Origin of the sequence: Flavobacterium branchiicola (genome assembly GCF_018383905.1) — a bacterium.
Taxonomy (GTDB): Bacteria; Bacteroidota; Bacteroidia; order Flavobacteriales; family Flavobacteriaceae; genus Flavobacterium; species Flavobacterium branchiicola.
Genome location: NZ_JAGYWA010000003.1, coordinates 728,458 through 743,377, shown reverse-complemented (window position 1 = coordinate 743,377; position 14,920 = coordinate 728,458). Strand labels below are relative to the sequence as shown.

The following is a 14,920-nucleotide window of genomic DNA, read 5'->3' as shown; positions in this document are numbered from 1 at the left end:
TAAGCTATGACGGAACTAAAAATGAGTTCTCTTATACAGATGCTACTGGCGCTTCAAAAGTGATCAACATCAGCGATCTTGTTAAGTTAAGCGAAACGGTTACTACGCTTTCTAACAACAACGACGGTTCTTACACGTATACAAACGAGAAAGGTGTTGAAGTTAAGATCAATGTTGTTGGAGATGTAACAAGCAACTTCTCAACAATTGCAAACAATACTGAGGTAAAACAGATTATCGAGAATATCGTAAACAATACGGCAGGAAACGTAAGCTATGACGGAACTAAGAAAGAGTTCTCTTATATTGATGCTACAGGCACTTCAAAAGTGATCAACATCAGCGATCTTGTTAAGTTAAGCGAAACAGTTACTACGCTTTCTAACAACAACGACGGTTCTTACACGTATACAAACGAGAAAGGTGTTGAAGTTAAGATCAATGTGGTTGGAGATGTTACAACTAACTTCTCAACAATTGCTGGAGATACTAATGTAAAACAGATTATCGAGAATATCGTAAACAATACAGCAGGAAACGTAAGCTATGACGGAACTAAGAAAGAGTTCTCTTATATTGATGCTACAGGCGCTTCAAAAGTGATTAACATCAGCGATCTTGTTAAGTTAAGCGAAACAGTTACTACGCTTACAAACAACAACAACGGTTCTTATACATATACAAATGAGAAAGGTGTTGAAGTTAAGATCAATGTAGTTGGAGATGTTACAACTAACTTCTCAACAATTGCGGGCGATACTACTGTAAAACAGATTATCGAGAATATCGTAAACAATACGGCAGGAAACGTAAGCTATGACGGAACTAAGAAAGAGTTCTCTTATATTGATGCTACTGGCGCTTCAAAAGTGATCAACATCAGCGATCTTGTTAAGTTAAGCGAAACGGTTACTACGCTTTCTAACAACAACAACGGTTCTTATACATATACAAATGAGAAAGGTGTTGAAGTTAAGATCAATGTAGTAGGAGATGTTACAACTAACTTCTCAACAATTGCTGGCGATACTACTGTAAAACAGATTATCGAGAATATCGTAAACAGTACGGCAGGAAACGTAAGCTATGACGGAACTAAGAAAGAGTTCTCTTATATTGATGCTACAGGCGCTTCAAAAGTGATCAACATCAGCGATCTTGTTAAGTTAAGCGAAACAGTTACTACGCTAAGTAATAACAACAACGGAACTTACACGTATACAAACGAGAAAGGTATAGCGGTTAATATCAATGTGGTTGGAGACGTTACAACTAACTTCTCAACAATTGCCGGAGATACTAATGTAAAACAGATTATCGAGAATATCATTAAAAATACAGGTGGTAATGTAAGCTATGATGGAACGACAAAACAGTTCTCTTATATAGATGCTACTGGTGCAACAAAAGTAATTGATATTAGCAGTCTTGTTAAAGCAAGCGAAACACTTACAAGTCTTACTCTTGATTCAGCAACTAAAAAGCTGACTTATACTGATGAGAAATCTGTGGCTAATGTGATTGATCTTAGTGCAATGGCGCCTCAACAGCAAATAGATGAGTTTACTGCGGGAGCAAATCAAGTAACGTTTACACTTACTGCAACGCCATCTGCTTTATCTAAAGTGAAGTTGTACATAAACGGGGTTCGTATCGATAAAGATGCAATAACTGTATCAGGTACTACTCTTACGTACAATCCAGCAAATAACGGATCATACGCACTTATGGCAAATGATAATATTATGATTGATTATTTAAAATAATATTTAAGTATAATAATGGGGGCTCAAAAATGCTGAGCCTTTGCAAAAAGAACAGCGGCCCCCATAATTTATAGTATTGTGATTTAATAATATAGCTTTTAAATTAAGTAAAAAATGAAAAAAATAATATGCATGTTATTGTTAATCCAGGGTGGATTTTTAATGGCACAGACAGAAACGATGGTAACTATAAACGGGAAAAAAGTTCAAGTTAATCCTAATTCAATAGCTACAGCTAACAACGGACTTACCGCAACAAGTGGAAATGTTCAATTAGGCGGTGCTTTAGCTAAGCCTACAACGGTAACTACAGATGCAACCAATACTTTAACCCTTTCAGGATTGCAAACAGGAGCTGCCACAGATAACGTAATGGTAAGAGATGCTTCTGGTATAGTAAAAACAGTATCTTCTGCAACAATGCAAAACGAACCATGGTTTACAGGTTCAGATGCTGGTGCAACAAGTGCGACCAATACAACAACCGGACAGGCTTATTTCAAAGGATGGGTAGGAATCGGTGGTTTTACAACACCATCTACTGCACTTAACGAAAAGTTAAGAGTTAACGGTGCAATTACAACAGTTAACTCCTACTATGCCGATTACGTTTTTGAAGATTACTTTAAAGGATTCTCAGATATCAAAGCAGACTATAAGTTTAAATCTTTGGCTGATGTAGATTCTTTTATAAAAGAAAACAAACATTTACCAGGAATTACGCCTATAAATGAACTTCAAAAAACAAACGAAGGATACATGTTTAATGTTTCTGAACTATCTGTTCAGTTACTAGAAAAAACAGAGGAACTATACCTGCATGCAATTGAACAGAAAAAACAATTGGATGCTAAGGATAATGAAATCAAGGCTTTAAATGAGCGTCTTGAGAAATTAGAAAAAATTGTTTTAGCTAAAAAGTAATCAAACATATTTGAGAGGTAAGTAACATTGCCAGCAATAGGCTGGTAATGCCTACTTCTTCAATTTTGAATTACAAGGTAAACTACCGGTCCATGCAGTTGCAGTTTTAGATTGTAATAGTTTAGCATACAATACAATAAGAACCAAGAATTAGCTCTGTTTTTAAGTGAAAATCTAATTAATATTTTTACTACATTAGCTTAGATTATATTTTTAAAATTCTAGTTTTCATTGTGTTATAAGTTTTTGTACCGATAATAAACAAATTAATTTTTTTAAATATTTTTTATATGATACAAAATATTAACAATCGTAGCAAAACAATGTTCTGTTTTGCTATCCTCTTTATTATACTGTTTGGGTTTCCATCAAAGATAATGGCGCAGCAGGATCAAGTAATACAACCAAGTGTCACATCAGCTTATAAGTTCGAAGCAGAAAGCACTACTTATGAACCGCTAACTGACGCATCAGCAGTTCCAAATCTTAGTGCTGATAATGTAGCAAGTGCAGCCCTGCCAATTGGTTTTACCTTTAGAATGGGATGCAATGATTTTACTACTTTTTATGCCAATTCAAACGGTATGATTTCTTTTAGGCAAGCATCCAATGCAGCTACACCAACTATGGGCTTAGGGGCTGTTTTAGCACCATTATGGGCTGATTTAGGAGGGAATGGAGGAATGTTCTTTTACAAGACTACTGGTACGGCTCCCAATCGTGTGTTGACCGCTGAATGGAAAAAGTGGCAATGGGACTTTACTGCACCAGCAGCTGTAATTAGTTTTGAGGTAAAAATATATGAAGGAACCAATGTAGTAGAATATATTTACAATCAAGAAGCCGCAACAATTAATAAATGGAACTCTAATTATATGGCAGCAATAGGAATTTATAATGATATGGTTCCACTAGTTAAACAGTTATGGCTGTCTTCTGATGCTACTGCTAATCCAACAACCTCTACAACCTTGTCCAGACCAGTCATTACAAAACCAGCAACGGGACAGTTGTACCGTTTCACTTTTGTAAATGATGAATGCAATTACGTTGGTCAAACTATCATTAATGCAAATGGAGGTAGAAGTTATACGGTGGCTAATCCTGACGGAATCAGAATTAATTTATCGGGTGCTGGAAACATGCAGATTCGTAGATATGGGACTGGTCAAATTTATGGTTCAGGTACTGATATTACAGCTGGTACGACAAGTCCCTATGCTGTTCCTGGAACTTTTCATGGTCTAGCGCTTTCGGTGGGGGCTTCTGTTTATGAAGGAGGGTCTTTGGTTGCTGGTACTACAAGTAATCTCAGATTAATTCCGGTGAGCAGTACCAAACAATCGGAGATTTTGCAGCCTGATGGTAAAACATCTATTAATGTAATTAGATTGGCAGCGGTCAAAAATGACTTAATTTACATGCTTGAGGTAAAATATACCTATGTATATCCAGAATCTAATTTCTTAATTGATTATAAGGTAACCATACCGCCTGGCAATACCGAACAAGTAAAATTAGCCCATGGGTGGGATACTTATTTAGGATCAAGTGATTATGGTCCAGGTATTACAATAGGACAGTGGGATCCCGAAACAGACAGAGCCAAGCCAAATTTTGTAGTAGGAACAAAAAGAACTCCTTCTTACGAAGCATTTCAATATAAGTCTGGAGTTCCTTGGGACGGCTATTTTTCTGCAGCCTATAACTTATTGAATAGTGATTTAGGATCTGCAAGTCCAAGACCTTTTATGACTTTTGATAATACAATTAATACATCTGCAAGTACAGATAATGGTATAGGGATTTCGATGGACTTTGGTTCAACGCCAGGGACTTACGAAAGTGAAAATAGCATATTTTTTTCTTGTGAGGCGGGCGATGTAGCGCCAACTTTAACAGGTTCAACAGGAGCGCCTTGTACAGGAACTACTATTAATCTTAATGATTATCTGGTTTCTCCAATACCGCTAAATTGTATCGCGAGATGGTACAATGCTACAGGAGTTTTGGTAGCAGATCCTACTAATGTGGCAGTAGCAGGTACGTACAGAGTAGAGTTTTATTCTCCAGCTTATGATTGTACAACTCCTCAAAGTGTTATAACGCTTTCATTTAATAATGCGTGTGCGGTTTGTTACAAACCAGGGGTTGCGACAGGAACACCAGAATCATATCAAACGATTATCTCAACGCTAGACAGAACTGCGGTTGCTAGAAATTGGGCAGATACCAGAACAGGAGCTTTAATATTAGAATCAACCAATAAAGGAATGGTTTTAACAAGAATAGCAAATCCAGAAGCGGCTATTACAAGCCCGATAGAAGGTATGATTGTATTCGATACGGTTAACAAAGTGATTAAATTATATAACGGTTCTACGTGGCATACCTTAACACAGCAAGGCTGTCCAGATTATTAATAAATTGTTTTTTTCTATAACTGCCAGTAGTGGCGGTTACAGAAAAAACTAAAAAACAGTAAATCATGAAAAAAATCATCTTTTTAATCTGTGTCATTTTTGCAGGGTTAGCTGCAAATGCACAGGCCGTAATTGGTAAAAAAATGCCTGATGGTTCAGGACTGGTAGATTTTAAGACAGGCGGAAAGTCTGGTATTGTATTGCCATGGGTAACAACATTGCCAACTGGAGCAGCCTTGACAGGAGGAGTAATGCTGTATGATGTAGCCAAAAAGAAAGTGGTGTATTACAACGGAACGGATTGGGTTGATTTATCCAAGCATACTGGTGTATTTGATCAAACCATTCAAGATAATGTGCCAGAAGCAGAGACAAAAGGTGCAGTTGTTGGCGCCACCAGCAGTAGTGCAGACGGAGTTTTGGTTTTAGAATCGGCAAACAAAGCCCTGATTCTTCCAAAAGTAGCTTCACCACATCTTAATATTATCAAGCCAATGCCAGGAACAATTTGTTATGATACTGCAAAAAAAATGGTATGCATTTACAATGGTTCAGAATGGACATTTTGGAAATAAACAAAAGTTACAAGTCAATTTAAATCCTGTACAAGATGAATAAAATGGTAAGAATAGGGGCTGTAGTATTGGTTATGATGGCAACACAATTCATAAACGCACAGCAAAATCAGAAAAGCAATGAATTCTCAAATGTTTCTAAAGAAAGCCATAGAAAGTTGGATGAGAAAACTGCGATCGTAGATGAAGAGCTAAAAGAAACGGAATTAAAGAAGACAGCAAGTGGTCGTTCTGTAGCAGATCAAAAAAATGCAGATGACTATATCGCACAGTTAAAGACGGAGCGCCAAGCCCTAGAAGGAAAAAAAAGAAAGCTTGCAGAATTAGAAAATAACTTAAATGCTACTAATGCTAAAGTTAGTAAACTGATGGCAGAACAGGATGCCGAGTACAAAAAAAACGGGTCGACAGATAATGAAGCAGTTCTAAAACAAAGAGCGGCAGCAAAAGAGAATCTAAATGATGCTATGCAGCTTCAGTTTAAGCAACAAGCCGAAATAGAACAAATTGCGAAGTAAAAGCAGACTAAGCCCAAATAATAAAGATTTGAAAATTTGGCTTTTAGAATAAAATAAAAAATCATTTTTTTTTTCATCCCTATTGTTAAATCAGTAGGGATTTTTTTTGTCCATTCAATAGCGACGTTGCAAACTATGAGTCAGTAAAAAAAATATTTGTAAGTTATTTCTTTTGTTTAAACGTTTTGATAATCAGTATTTTGTCAGTTTTAGAGCTTTTTTTTCTCCTGGTATTAATTCACCTTATTATGATATTCTAAAGACTTTTACGGGTTAAATTAACTTTAGTATAGCTCTAATTTTGTGTCATTATTAGAACGATAACTTCTTTAATTATGAAAAAGAACATTACATATAAGATGGTAAGAAATTCAGGGTTTGTTCTGAGTTTTACGCTAATTGCTTTAACTACTCAAAACGCACAAGCTCAGTTTGTAAACAAAGGCGATGTGAAGGTGAGTAATGGTACACTGGTATCAGTTTACATGGACTATGACAATCAGCAGTCCGGTACCTTTATTAATGATGGAGCTGTTCATATTTTCCAAAACTGGAACAATGAAGGTCTGGTAACGTTTACTCCTGCGTTGGCAGGGAAAACCTTTTTTACCGGTACTGAAGAACAGATTATTGAAAACGAAAAGATTTCTAATTTTCAAAATGTCCTCTTTAATAATATAAAAACGCAAATGCCATTTGTACTTGTCGGAGAGATTTCAGTTGCAGGTAAGGCAGAATTTAAGAAAGGTATTATTGATGCAGATACTTTTGATGGTCTTATGATTTTCAAAGAAAATGCTGAACATACCGGAGCAGGAAATGCAACTGGTTTTGTGGATGGAAGAGTTAGAAAACTGGGAAAAAACATGTTTGAGTTTCCTGTAGGAGATGAGTTTCATTTCAGACCTTCTATGCATGGTGAAGGATCAGACATGGCTAATATTTATACCACTCAGTATTTCTTAAAAAATTCAGATACAAAACATTCTCATGCTATAAAAGAGGATCAAATTGTTTCGATTAATGATAAAGAATACTGGACGGTAACGGAGGATCAGGGAAGTGAGAATATTGTTTTGAGTCTTACAATGGATCAGGCAACAACACCTCAAACTTTTTTTGATACTCATGATGATACAGAGGTTAAAATCGTACGCTGGGATGAAACTCAGGGTAAATGGATTAATGAAGGAGGAGAAAAAACGGCTGCCTCATCGGGTGAACCTTACAGTGATTTATTGACTGCAAAGGTTTCAGGTTACGGAATGTTCACATTTGCTTTGGTAAAGAAAGCACCTGAACCAGTTCTCGATGTAGTAGTTTACAATGCAATTTCTCCAAACGATGATGGTAAAAATGATGCTTTCTTAATTGAAAACATTAGTAAGTTTCCGGACAACGAAGTGGAAATTTACAACCGTTGGGGGGTAAAAGTATTTGGAACAAAATCATATAATGAAAGTGATAATATGTTTAGAGGTTATTCTGATGGCCGTGCAACGGTAAACAGAGGAGAGAAACTGCCAACAGGAACCTATTTCTATATTTTGAAATATAATAATGGTACAAAAATGGTTGAAAAATCAGGCTACCTGTATATAAACAATCAATAATTATCATTTATAACTAATAATTAAATTAAGTAGAACTAATGAAAAAAATCTTATCTCTATTGGTGATATTGTTTTTGGGAGTTTTTGAAGTATCAGCTCAGCAGGAATCACAATACACGCAATATATGTATAATACAATGACAATTAACCCAGGATATACTGGTACACGCGGTTTACCAAGTGTTTTTGGGTTGTACAGAACACAATGGGTAGGTCTGGATGGTGCACCAAAAACGGTAAACTTTTCGATAGAATCTCCAATTAGCAGTAACGGACAAGGTATAGGTTTATCTGTAATGAACGATAAAATTGGTCCATCTCAGGAAACAAATTTAATGTTGAATTATTCGTATCCAATACAACTTTCTTCCGATGTAAATTTATCTCTGGGACTTAGTGGAGGATTAAACTTTGTTGACGTAGATTATTCCCGATTGAATATTAAAGACTATGATCCTTATTTAAGCGGAACATTGTCAAAAATTTCTCCAAATATTGGTGCCGGAGCTTACTTCCACTCAAGTAAATGGTACGCTGGTTTATCTGTGCCAATGATATTAGAAACTAAATTCTATGATGATGTAAAAGAATCTGTTGCCTCAAAAAAAATGCATTTCTATGCCATGGGAGGATACGTTTTTGATTTGAACAGCAATTTGAAATTTAAGCCGGCTGCAATGGTTAAAATGGTTAGTGGTGCACCATTAGCGGTTGATTTATCTGCAAACTTCTTATTCAGTGAAAAATTAACACTTGGAGCAGCCTACAGATGGGATGCAGCAGTAAGTGGAATGGCAGGATTTCAGGTTACTCCAGGTATGAACATCGGATATGCATATGATTATGATACGCAGAAAATCGGGAATTACAATTCAGGATCACATGAGATCTACCTGCGCTTTGACTTATTTGCAGGAACAAAATACAGATTGGTTACGCCTAGATTCTTCTAATAACGTTTTAATTTAAAAAGTACAAAATGAGTTATAAAAATATTAAAAACGTATTGTTCCTTTTATTAGCTGTGTTTTTACAGATGAGCTCTTTACAGGCACAAGATCGAAAATTGGAAAATGCTGATAAGGCGTATAACAAATTCGCTTTTATTGAAGCAAGTAAATTGTATGAAAAACTAATAAAAGACGGTAATACTTCAATTGGAGTATACACCAAACTTGGAGATTGCTATTATTTTAATGCAAAGTATCCCGAAGCGGTAAAAGCATATTCGCAATTAATGGATGCAAAACCGAATGTTGATCCGCAATACTATTTTAGATATGCACAGTCATTAAACAACAGCCAGAAATACGATCAGGCAGCTGAAGTAATGAAAGTGTACTATAATAAAGCAGGTAAAAAAGACTTATCGCAAGATTGGACAAACAGTAAACTTAAAGCTGATATAGGAAAACAGTCGGGGCGTTATATCTTAAAAGACATCGAAATTAACACTGGTGCTTCTGATTTTGGAACTGCTTTTGATGGCACAGAAAAAGTTATTTATGCTTCTGCCAAAGATTCGGGTGTAATTTTTAAACGTAAGCACAGTTGGAATAACCAATCATTTTTAAAGTTGTATTCAGCAGATATTACAAAAGATGGAGGTCTTACAAATTCAGTTATGCTAAAAGGTGGTATCAATACCAAATATCACCAAAGTTCTCCTGCCATTACAAAAGATGGAAAAACAATGTTCTTTACCAGAAATAATTACAAAAATGGAAAATTAGGAACAGATAAAGAAGGTACAAGTTTTTTGAAAATTTATGTTGCCCGTTTTAGAGATGGGGAATGGAAAGATATTCAGGAATTAGGTTTTCCTATTAATAGTGATGCGTTTTCATCTGCACACCCGGCTTTAAACCCGGATGAAACACAACTATATTTTGTATCAGATCGTAATAACAAATTTGGAGATTCTGATATTTATACAGTAAGTCTTAAGAAAGGTGGTTTTGTTGGAAATGATGTTGTAAAACTTGGAGATGAGATTAATACCCCTGGACGTGAGACTTATCCATACATAGATGAAAACGGAATTTTGTTCTTCTCTTCTGACGGACATCCTGGACTTGGAGGATTAGATGTTTTTGCAGCTATGAAAGACGATAAAGGTGTTTATCATGTTGTAAATGCTGGAGATGGTGTAAATACAACTGAAGACGATTTCGCTTATAGTGTTAACAAAGATAAAAAAGGTTATTTTTCATCTGACAGAAAAGGAAATGATGATATCTATGGTTTTACAGAAACCAGACCTGTAACATTTGATTTTGACATTCGCCCACTAGTGTATGGTACAATTAAAGACAGTTTATCAGGTAAACCTCTTGAAAATGTTGCTATCGATGTGTACAATATCGATAATGAGAAAGTGGAAACTTTTTACACTGATAAAGAGGGACAATACAAGGCGTTTACAGAACCTTTTAAAGATTTTAAATTAGTTTATAGCAAACAAGATTTAGCTGGAAAAGAAGTAAAATTAAAGGCTATGCAGCCAGCCGCTAAAAAAGAAGTGTCACTTAATTTATTTAATGAAAGACAAGTAGTAGTTAATGATAAGCTTGTTACTATAGATGATGGAGGCAATTTGACGGATATACTTAATTTACTGCCGATCTATTTTGATTATAATGGATATAAGATTAGGGAATCTTCAAAAGCAGAACTTAAAAAAGTAATTGACTTGATGAAAGCCAGACCAAATATTAATATAAAAATTAATTCATATACTGATAGTCGTGGTAAAGATGACTTTAATATGAAGTTATCTCAAAACAGAGCCAAAGCTACAGTTGATTATATCATAAATGGTGGAGTTTCTGTTGACAGAGTAAGTGGAGAAGGTTTTGGAGAAACAAGATTGATAAATGGATGTTCAAACGGTGTAAAATGTACAGAGAAAGAGCATGAGTTGAACAGACGTTCTGAGTTTATTGTTACCTGGAAACAGTAGTAAAAAAAGTTTTTGACATGTGAATTTTGGTTGATAACTGTGGTAAAATGATCACGTAAGAGACTGAAATATAAAAATAAAATAGATTAGTTAAATAAAATATCCCGATTGCGGTCTAGCCTGCAATTGGGATATTTTTGTTTATAAAAATTTATTGGGGATGGTTAATTTGATCAGGAATACAATTTTAAAGACCTTACAATTAACAAAAAATACTTTATTTATATATAGCCACAATTTCCCTTGTTTTGAGGCTAATAAAAACGAATAATGTTTAACAGATCAAAATTTTAGCAATAAAAGTAAGTGCTAGAAAACAGTTTTGAATTAAAAAATCGGGGAGTGTAAGTAGCAGTTTTTGAAAGAATATTAATGATGCACTCCTACTTTTTTACGAAATCATCAATTGGCTTACAGCCAAAAAGTTCAAAATATTTTGATGAAAAATAACTCAATTTACTGTAATTAAGTTCATACATTATTTCTGTTAAAGTATGAAATTTACCACTTTTTAGAAGGTTTCTTCCAAGTGACATCTTTTCTTTGATAAAGAAATTATTTGGAGTCATATCAAGACTTTTCTTAAAAGACATTTTATATTTAGATTCAGACATCCCTGCCATAGCAGCTAAAAATATCACGGAAGGAAACGGACCATATAAATTTGAAAGCAAATAATCCCGCGTTTTATTAATAGCATCATTTTCAACTTGCGTTAATGAACCATTTTTATTTTCAGTGTCATAGAATTTACCGAAGAAATTACCTAGTAATTTTAAAGAGATTCCTTTTAAATAAGAATCAAAAGACAAATCGTGTATATTTTTTGATTTAATAGATTTTAATAATAACGCGCTGTTACTATCAATATTTCCATAATGGTAGAAAGCTTCAGGTGATCTGTTTTTACGATCCTCTTTATATTCAATTTTAGGATACTTTTTAATAAAATCACCTAATAAGCTTTTGCTTACAAGTATGCGCACAGCAAATGTTCTTTCGTTTATAGATGGTTTATAAGCACTTGTTATTTCATTATCAATAATCGCAAGGTCTAGTTGGTCAAAAGAACCAATCTTGTAGTCTTCATTATTTATTTTAATCAGATTAACGTGTTGACTTAATTCATAATGAAAAACAAACAATTCATTAGGAGAGCTTTCACGGGTTATTTTTAAAGGAATATTGAGAGATAAGTCGAGAAAAAAAACAGAGATACCCGAATTAATTTGGGTAAAATACGCATGACCCTGTCCAATATTTTCCGGGAAAAGAATTATTTTATTGTCAATAACTTGAGTATCAACTTGCTCTGCTAAAACTTCTAACCATTCTGGTGTTAAACTAAAATAATGATTTACTTTTTTCATAAATAAGGGTTCATTCATATTAAGTTGAAAAACGATCTTATAATTCTTTTACAAAAATTTTTGGAGACAAACCGAAGTACTCTTTAAATTTTGAAGCAAAATAAGAGTTGTTTGTAAAATTAAGTTGGTCTGAGACTTGCGATATTGATAATTGCTTTTTTTCCAGGAGCTCTTTTGCAAGAAGTAATTTGTTTTCCATAAAGAAGACATTGGGGGTGTCCCCGGTAATTTTATGAAACAAATTTTTGAACTTTGATTCAGACATGTTAGCATTTTCTGCAAGAGATTTAATACTTGGGAAATGATTTTCTATATTTTTAATTAAACTCATTTGTATAGAGATAATTTGTGCTAAATCCTGTTGATTAACAGTTTGCATAATAATGCGTTTCGTAGAAACTTTTTTAAGATAATTAGAAATTAGCAAATGAACAGTTCCGGTAAGATGAAGGTTAAAAATAGGTCCACCGATCTTTAATTTTCTTAAATCATCAAGTAAATGATAACTTTCACTGCTCATCCTGTCAAATCGAATCATGGTATTTTTGGCCGGATCAACTATTTGAGAGACATCAGGTAAAGGAATATTATTTTTTTTGGTGTAATTTTCAATAATGTCTTTTTTTACAAATATGATTAAAGCATAGGTCTTACTCCCTTTTTTTACATTATAATCGGAATCTAAAGAAGAGTCAATAATTGACAAGTTATATTGCCAGCGACTAACATTGTACATGAAATTATGGGTATTTACTGTAGCTTCACCATCGGTGAGATTGTAGTAATAGCCAACAAAATCTTTGTTGATATTTTTTTGTATTAAATGTAAATTACGATTGTATTCAACATCGATATAATAAGCAACTATGCCAGGCTCAATTTCGAGAAAATAGCGTGTGCCTGTTTGAATATCTTCCGGAACAATAATGAAGTTTCCTTCTACTTTTCCACCAAATTGGTGAGCTAAATTTTGTGGCCAGGATAAATCTGCACCATAAGAATGTTCGATTGTTTTCACAGGTATTTGTTTTTGGCAGTATTAAAGTTAATAATTTTTTGTTAATAATATTATAATTTGTTGATTTTGAGGTTTTAATGTTTTGACTCAATTTGAAGGCTAATTAATCAGTATCATTATATAGTAGAGTAGTCATAACTAGTTTTTTTAATAGTAACAGGATAATAAAATTGTAGTCTTATTCTGTTGTTTTTTAAACTTTAATTAGCAATACAAGTGCCATTTTCTTTTTAGATTTGTTATGTTGCTTATAATTAAGGATATACTATATCTTGTAATTGTATTGTCTTTTTTTATTGTAGGGAAATTTCTCTTAGTTGAGGAATTTATACTCGTTTTTGGCGATAGCTTCGAAGTGTTGTAATGTGAAATAAATAAGGAGACTACAAAGCCTCCTTATTATTATTTTAAGATCAGTATCTTGTAGAATAGATTTAATCGATAATCTTTTGATTTAAAGTCTTACGGTCTATTTTTAGAATTTTTGCCGCTTTTGTTTTGTTGTTGCCAACTGCATTAAGCACCTTTACAATTTGCTCTTTTTCATATTCTTTTAAAGACTTTAAAAAATCGGGTTGCTGGGGTATATGATATTTTAAGTGTTCGGGTACGCTTTTAAGGGTAATGATTTCATCGCTCATGATAATCATTCGCTGTATTAAATTTTCCAACTCTCGTACATTTCCTGGCCATTCATAGCGCTTTAGGATACTGGAAACTTTTTCATCCAATATTATTTTAGGCTTATTAAATTCAACAGCATATTTATCAATAAAAGTTTTTGCGAGTAATAAAATATCTTCTTCTCTTTCGCGCAGTGGGGTGGTTTTAATGTTTATTACATTAATTCGATAGTATAAATCTTCTCTGAAAGTACCTTTTAAAACCATTTCATTGAGATTACTGTTGGTAGCAGAAATGATTCTTACATTTATTTTTTCCGGATTTGTAGCCCCAATTCGAGTGATTTCCTTTTCTTGTAATACACGTAAAAGTCTTGTTTGAATTGCCATTGGCGCATTTCCTATTTCGTCCAGAAAAATTGTACCACCAGATGCCGCCTGAAATAAGCCTATTTTTGATTCTGATGCGCCTGTAAAAGCTCCTTTAACATGTCCAAATAATTCAGATTCCATTAAGCTTTCGGGCAGACCTCCGCAATTAACAGAGATAAAAGGCATTTTTGCCAGATTGCCCTGATAATGAATTGCTTTGGCAATAAGTTCTTTTCCGGTTCCGCTTTCGCCTTCTATTAATATATTTACATTATTATTTTGTACCCTTTTGATAACATCAATTAAATTCTTGAAGTGTGAAGAATGACCAATAATTTCTGCATAAGAGTTTTGTTCACTTACAACAGGATTATCAGAAATGATGGGTTTTGAGAGAGAACCTTTAATTGCTGTAATAAGCTCGCTGTTTGTAAAAGGTTTTGTAATATAATCTACAGCGCCCGATTTTAAAGAGGTTATCACATTATCTATCGATGGCATTCCTGTAACAACCAGTTTGGATAAAAACGGAAAGTGCTCTTTGGTGTACTTTAATAATTCGATACCATTAATTTCTGGCATATCAAGATCTGTTATAAGCAGATCTATTGAGTTACTTTTTAAAACTTCTATGGCTTCATTAACAGACGAAGCCTTATAGGTGTGATAATTTAATGCTTTTATGGTGCGTTGTAAAATATTTAGCATCTCGAAATTATCATCTACTATAAGTATATTTTCTTTGTTTAATTTCAT

Annotated in this window: 11 protein-coding genes; 8 read left to right on the top strand and 3 right to left on the bottom strand. The window is 33.9% G+C overall.

Going from position 1 to position 14,920, the window contains the following annotated elements; genetic code table 11:
• The 8 genes from KHA98_RS09985 to KHA98_RS09950 form a co-directional block, all read left to right on the top strand.
• On the top strand, nt 1-1,766 hold a 1,766-nt coding region (locus tag KHA98_RS09985), incomplete at its 5' end, for a hypothetical protein (RefSeq protein ID WP_213257730.1).
• 114 nt (nt 1,767-1,880) lie between these two features.
• On the top strand, nt 1,881-2,690 hold the full coding sequence (locus KHA98_RS09980; protein ID WP_213257728.1) for a hypothetical protein: 810 nt from the start codon (nt 1,881-1,883) through the stop codon (nt 2,688-2,690).
• Between the two features lie 290 nt (nt 2,691-2,980).
• Nucleotides 2,981-5,113, top strand: a complete 2,133-nt coding sequence (locus KHA98_RS09975; RefSeq protein WP_213257726.1) for a hypothetical protein — start codon at nt 2,981-2,983, stop codon at nt 5,111-5,113.
• A 65-nt stretch (nt 5,114-5,178) separates the two neighbouring features.
• A complete protein-coding gene (locus KHA98_RS09970) occupies nt 5,179-5,688 on the top strand; it encodes a hypothetical protein (RefSeq protein ID WP_213257724.1) in 510 nt (169 codons plus the stop codon).
• A 35-nt stretch (nt 5,689-5,723) separates the two neighbouring features.
• Nucleotides 5,724-6,206 (top strand): hypothetical protein, encoded by a 483-nt coding sequence (locus KHA98_RS09965; protein WP_213257722.1) that lies wholly within the window; start codon nt 5,724-5,726, stop codon nt 6,204-6,206.
• Nucleotides 6,207-6,541: 335 nt separating this feature from the next.
• Nucleotides 6,542-7,819 carry a gliding motility-associated C-terminal domain-containing protein gene (locus tag KHA98_RS09960; protein ID WP_213257720.1) on the top strand — a complete coding sequence of 426 codons (1,278 nt, stop codon included), beginning with the start codon at nt 6,542-6,544 and terminating at the stop codon, nt 7,817-7,819.
• Between the two features lie 38 nt (nt 7,820-7,857).
• A complete protein-coding gene (locus KHA98_RS09955) occupies nt 7,858-8,772 on the top strand; it encodes a PorP/SprF family type IX secretion system membrane protein (protein ID WP_213257718.1) in 915 nt (304 codons plus the stop codon).
• A gap of 26 nt (nt 8,773-8,798) precedes the next feature.
• The gene (locus KHA98_RS09950; protein ID WP_213257716.1) at nt 8,799-10,781 is read left to right on the top strand and encodes an OmpA family protein; all 1,983 of its coding nucleotides are present in this window, start codon (nt 8,799-8,801) and stop codon (nt 10,779-10,781) included.
• Nucleotides 10,782-11,164: 383 nt separating this feature from the next.
• On the opposite strand, the gene KHA98_RS09945 is transcribed toward KHA98_RS09950, so the two are convergent.
• From KHA98_RS09945 to KHA98_RS09935, 3 genes are all read right to left on the bottom strand, one after another.
• Nucleotides 11,165-12,151: a helix-turn-helix domain-containing protein gene (locus KHA98_RS09945; protein ID WP_213257714.1), complete on the bottom strand. Its 987-nt coding sequence runs from the start codon at nt 12,149-12,151 to the stop codon at nt 11,165-11,167.
• A 37-nt stretch (nt 12,152-12,188) separates the two neighbouring features.
• Entirely contained in the window at nt 12,189-13,169 is a 981-nt protein-coding gene (locus KHA98_RS23050) for a helix-turn-helix domain-containing protein (protein WP_213257713.1), read from the bottom strand.
• 434 nt (nt 13,170-13,603) lie between these two features.
• Nucleotides 13,604-14,920, bottom strand: a complete 1,317-nt coding sequence (locus KHA98_RS09935; protein ID WP_213257711.1) for a sigma-54-dependent transcriptional regulator — start codon at nt 14,918-14,920, stop codon at nt 13,604-13,606.

Excerpts from the sequence above, each read along its gene's own strand:
- KHA98_RS09950 (WP_213257716.1), top strand. The coding sequence starts at position 8,799 with ATGAGTTATAAAAATATTAAAAACGTATTGTTCCTTTTATTAGCTGTG.
- KHA98_RS09980 (WP_213257728.1), top strand. The coding sequence starts at position 1,881 with ATGAAAAAAATAATATGCATGTTATTGTTAATCCAGGGTGGATTTTTA.
- KHA98_RS09945 (WP_213257714.1), bottom strand. The coding sequence starts at position 12,151 with ATGAAAAAAGTAAATCATTATTTTAGTTTAACACCAGAATGGTTAGAA.
- KHA98_RS09965 (WP_213257722.1), top strand. The coding sequence starts at position 5,724 with ATGAATAAAATGGTAAGAATAGGGGCTGTAGTATTGGTTATGATGGCA.
- KHA98_RS09970 (WP_213257724.1), top strand. The coding sequence starts at position 5,179 with ATGAAAAAAATCATCTTTTTAATCTGTGTCATTTTTGCAGGGTTAGCT.
- KHA98_RS09935 (WP_213257711.1), bottom strand. The coding sequence starts at position 14,920 with ATGAAATTAAACAAAGAAAATATACTTATAGTAGATGATAATTTCGAG.
- KHA98_RS09955 (WP_213257718.1), top strand. The coding sequence starts at position 7,858 with ATGAAAAAAATCTTATCTCTATTGGTGATATTGTTTTTGGGAGTTTTT.
- KHA98_RS09975 (WP_213257726.1), top strand. The coding sequence starts at position 2,981 with ATGATACAAAATATTAACAATCGTAGCAAAACAATGTTCTGTTTTGCT.
- KHA98_RS09960 (WP_213257720.1), top strand. The coding sequence starts at position 6,542 with ATGAAAAAGAACATTACATATAAGATGGTAAGAAATTCAGGGTTTGTT.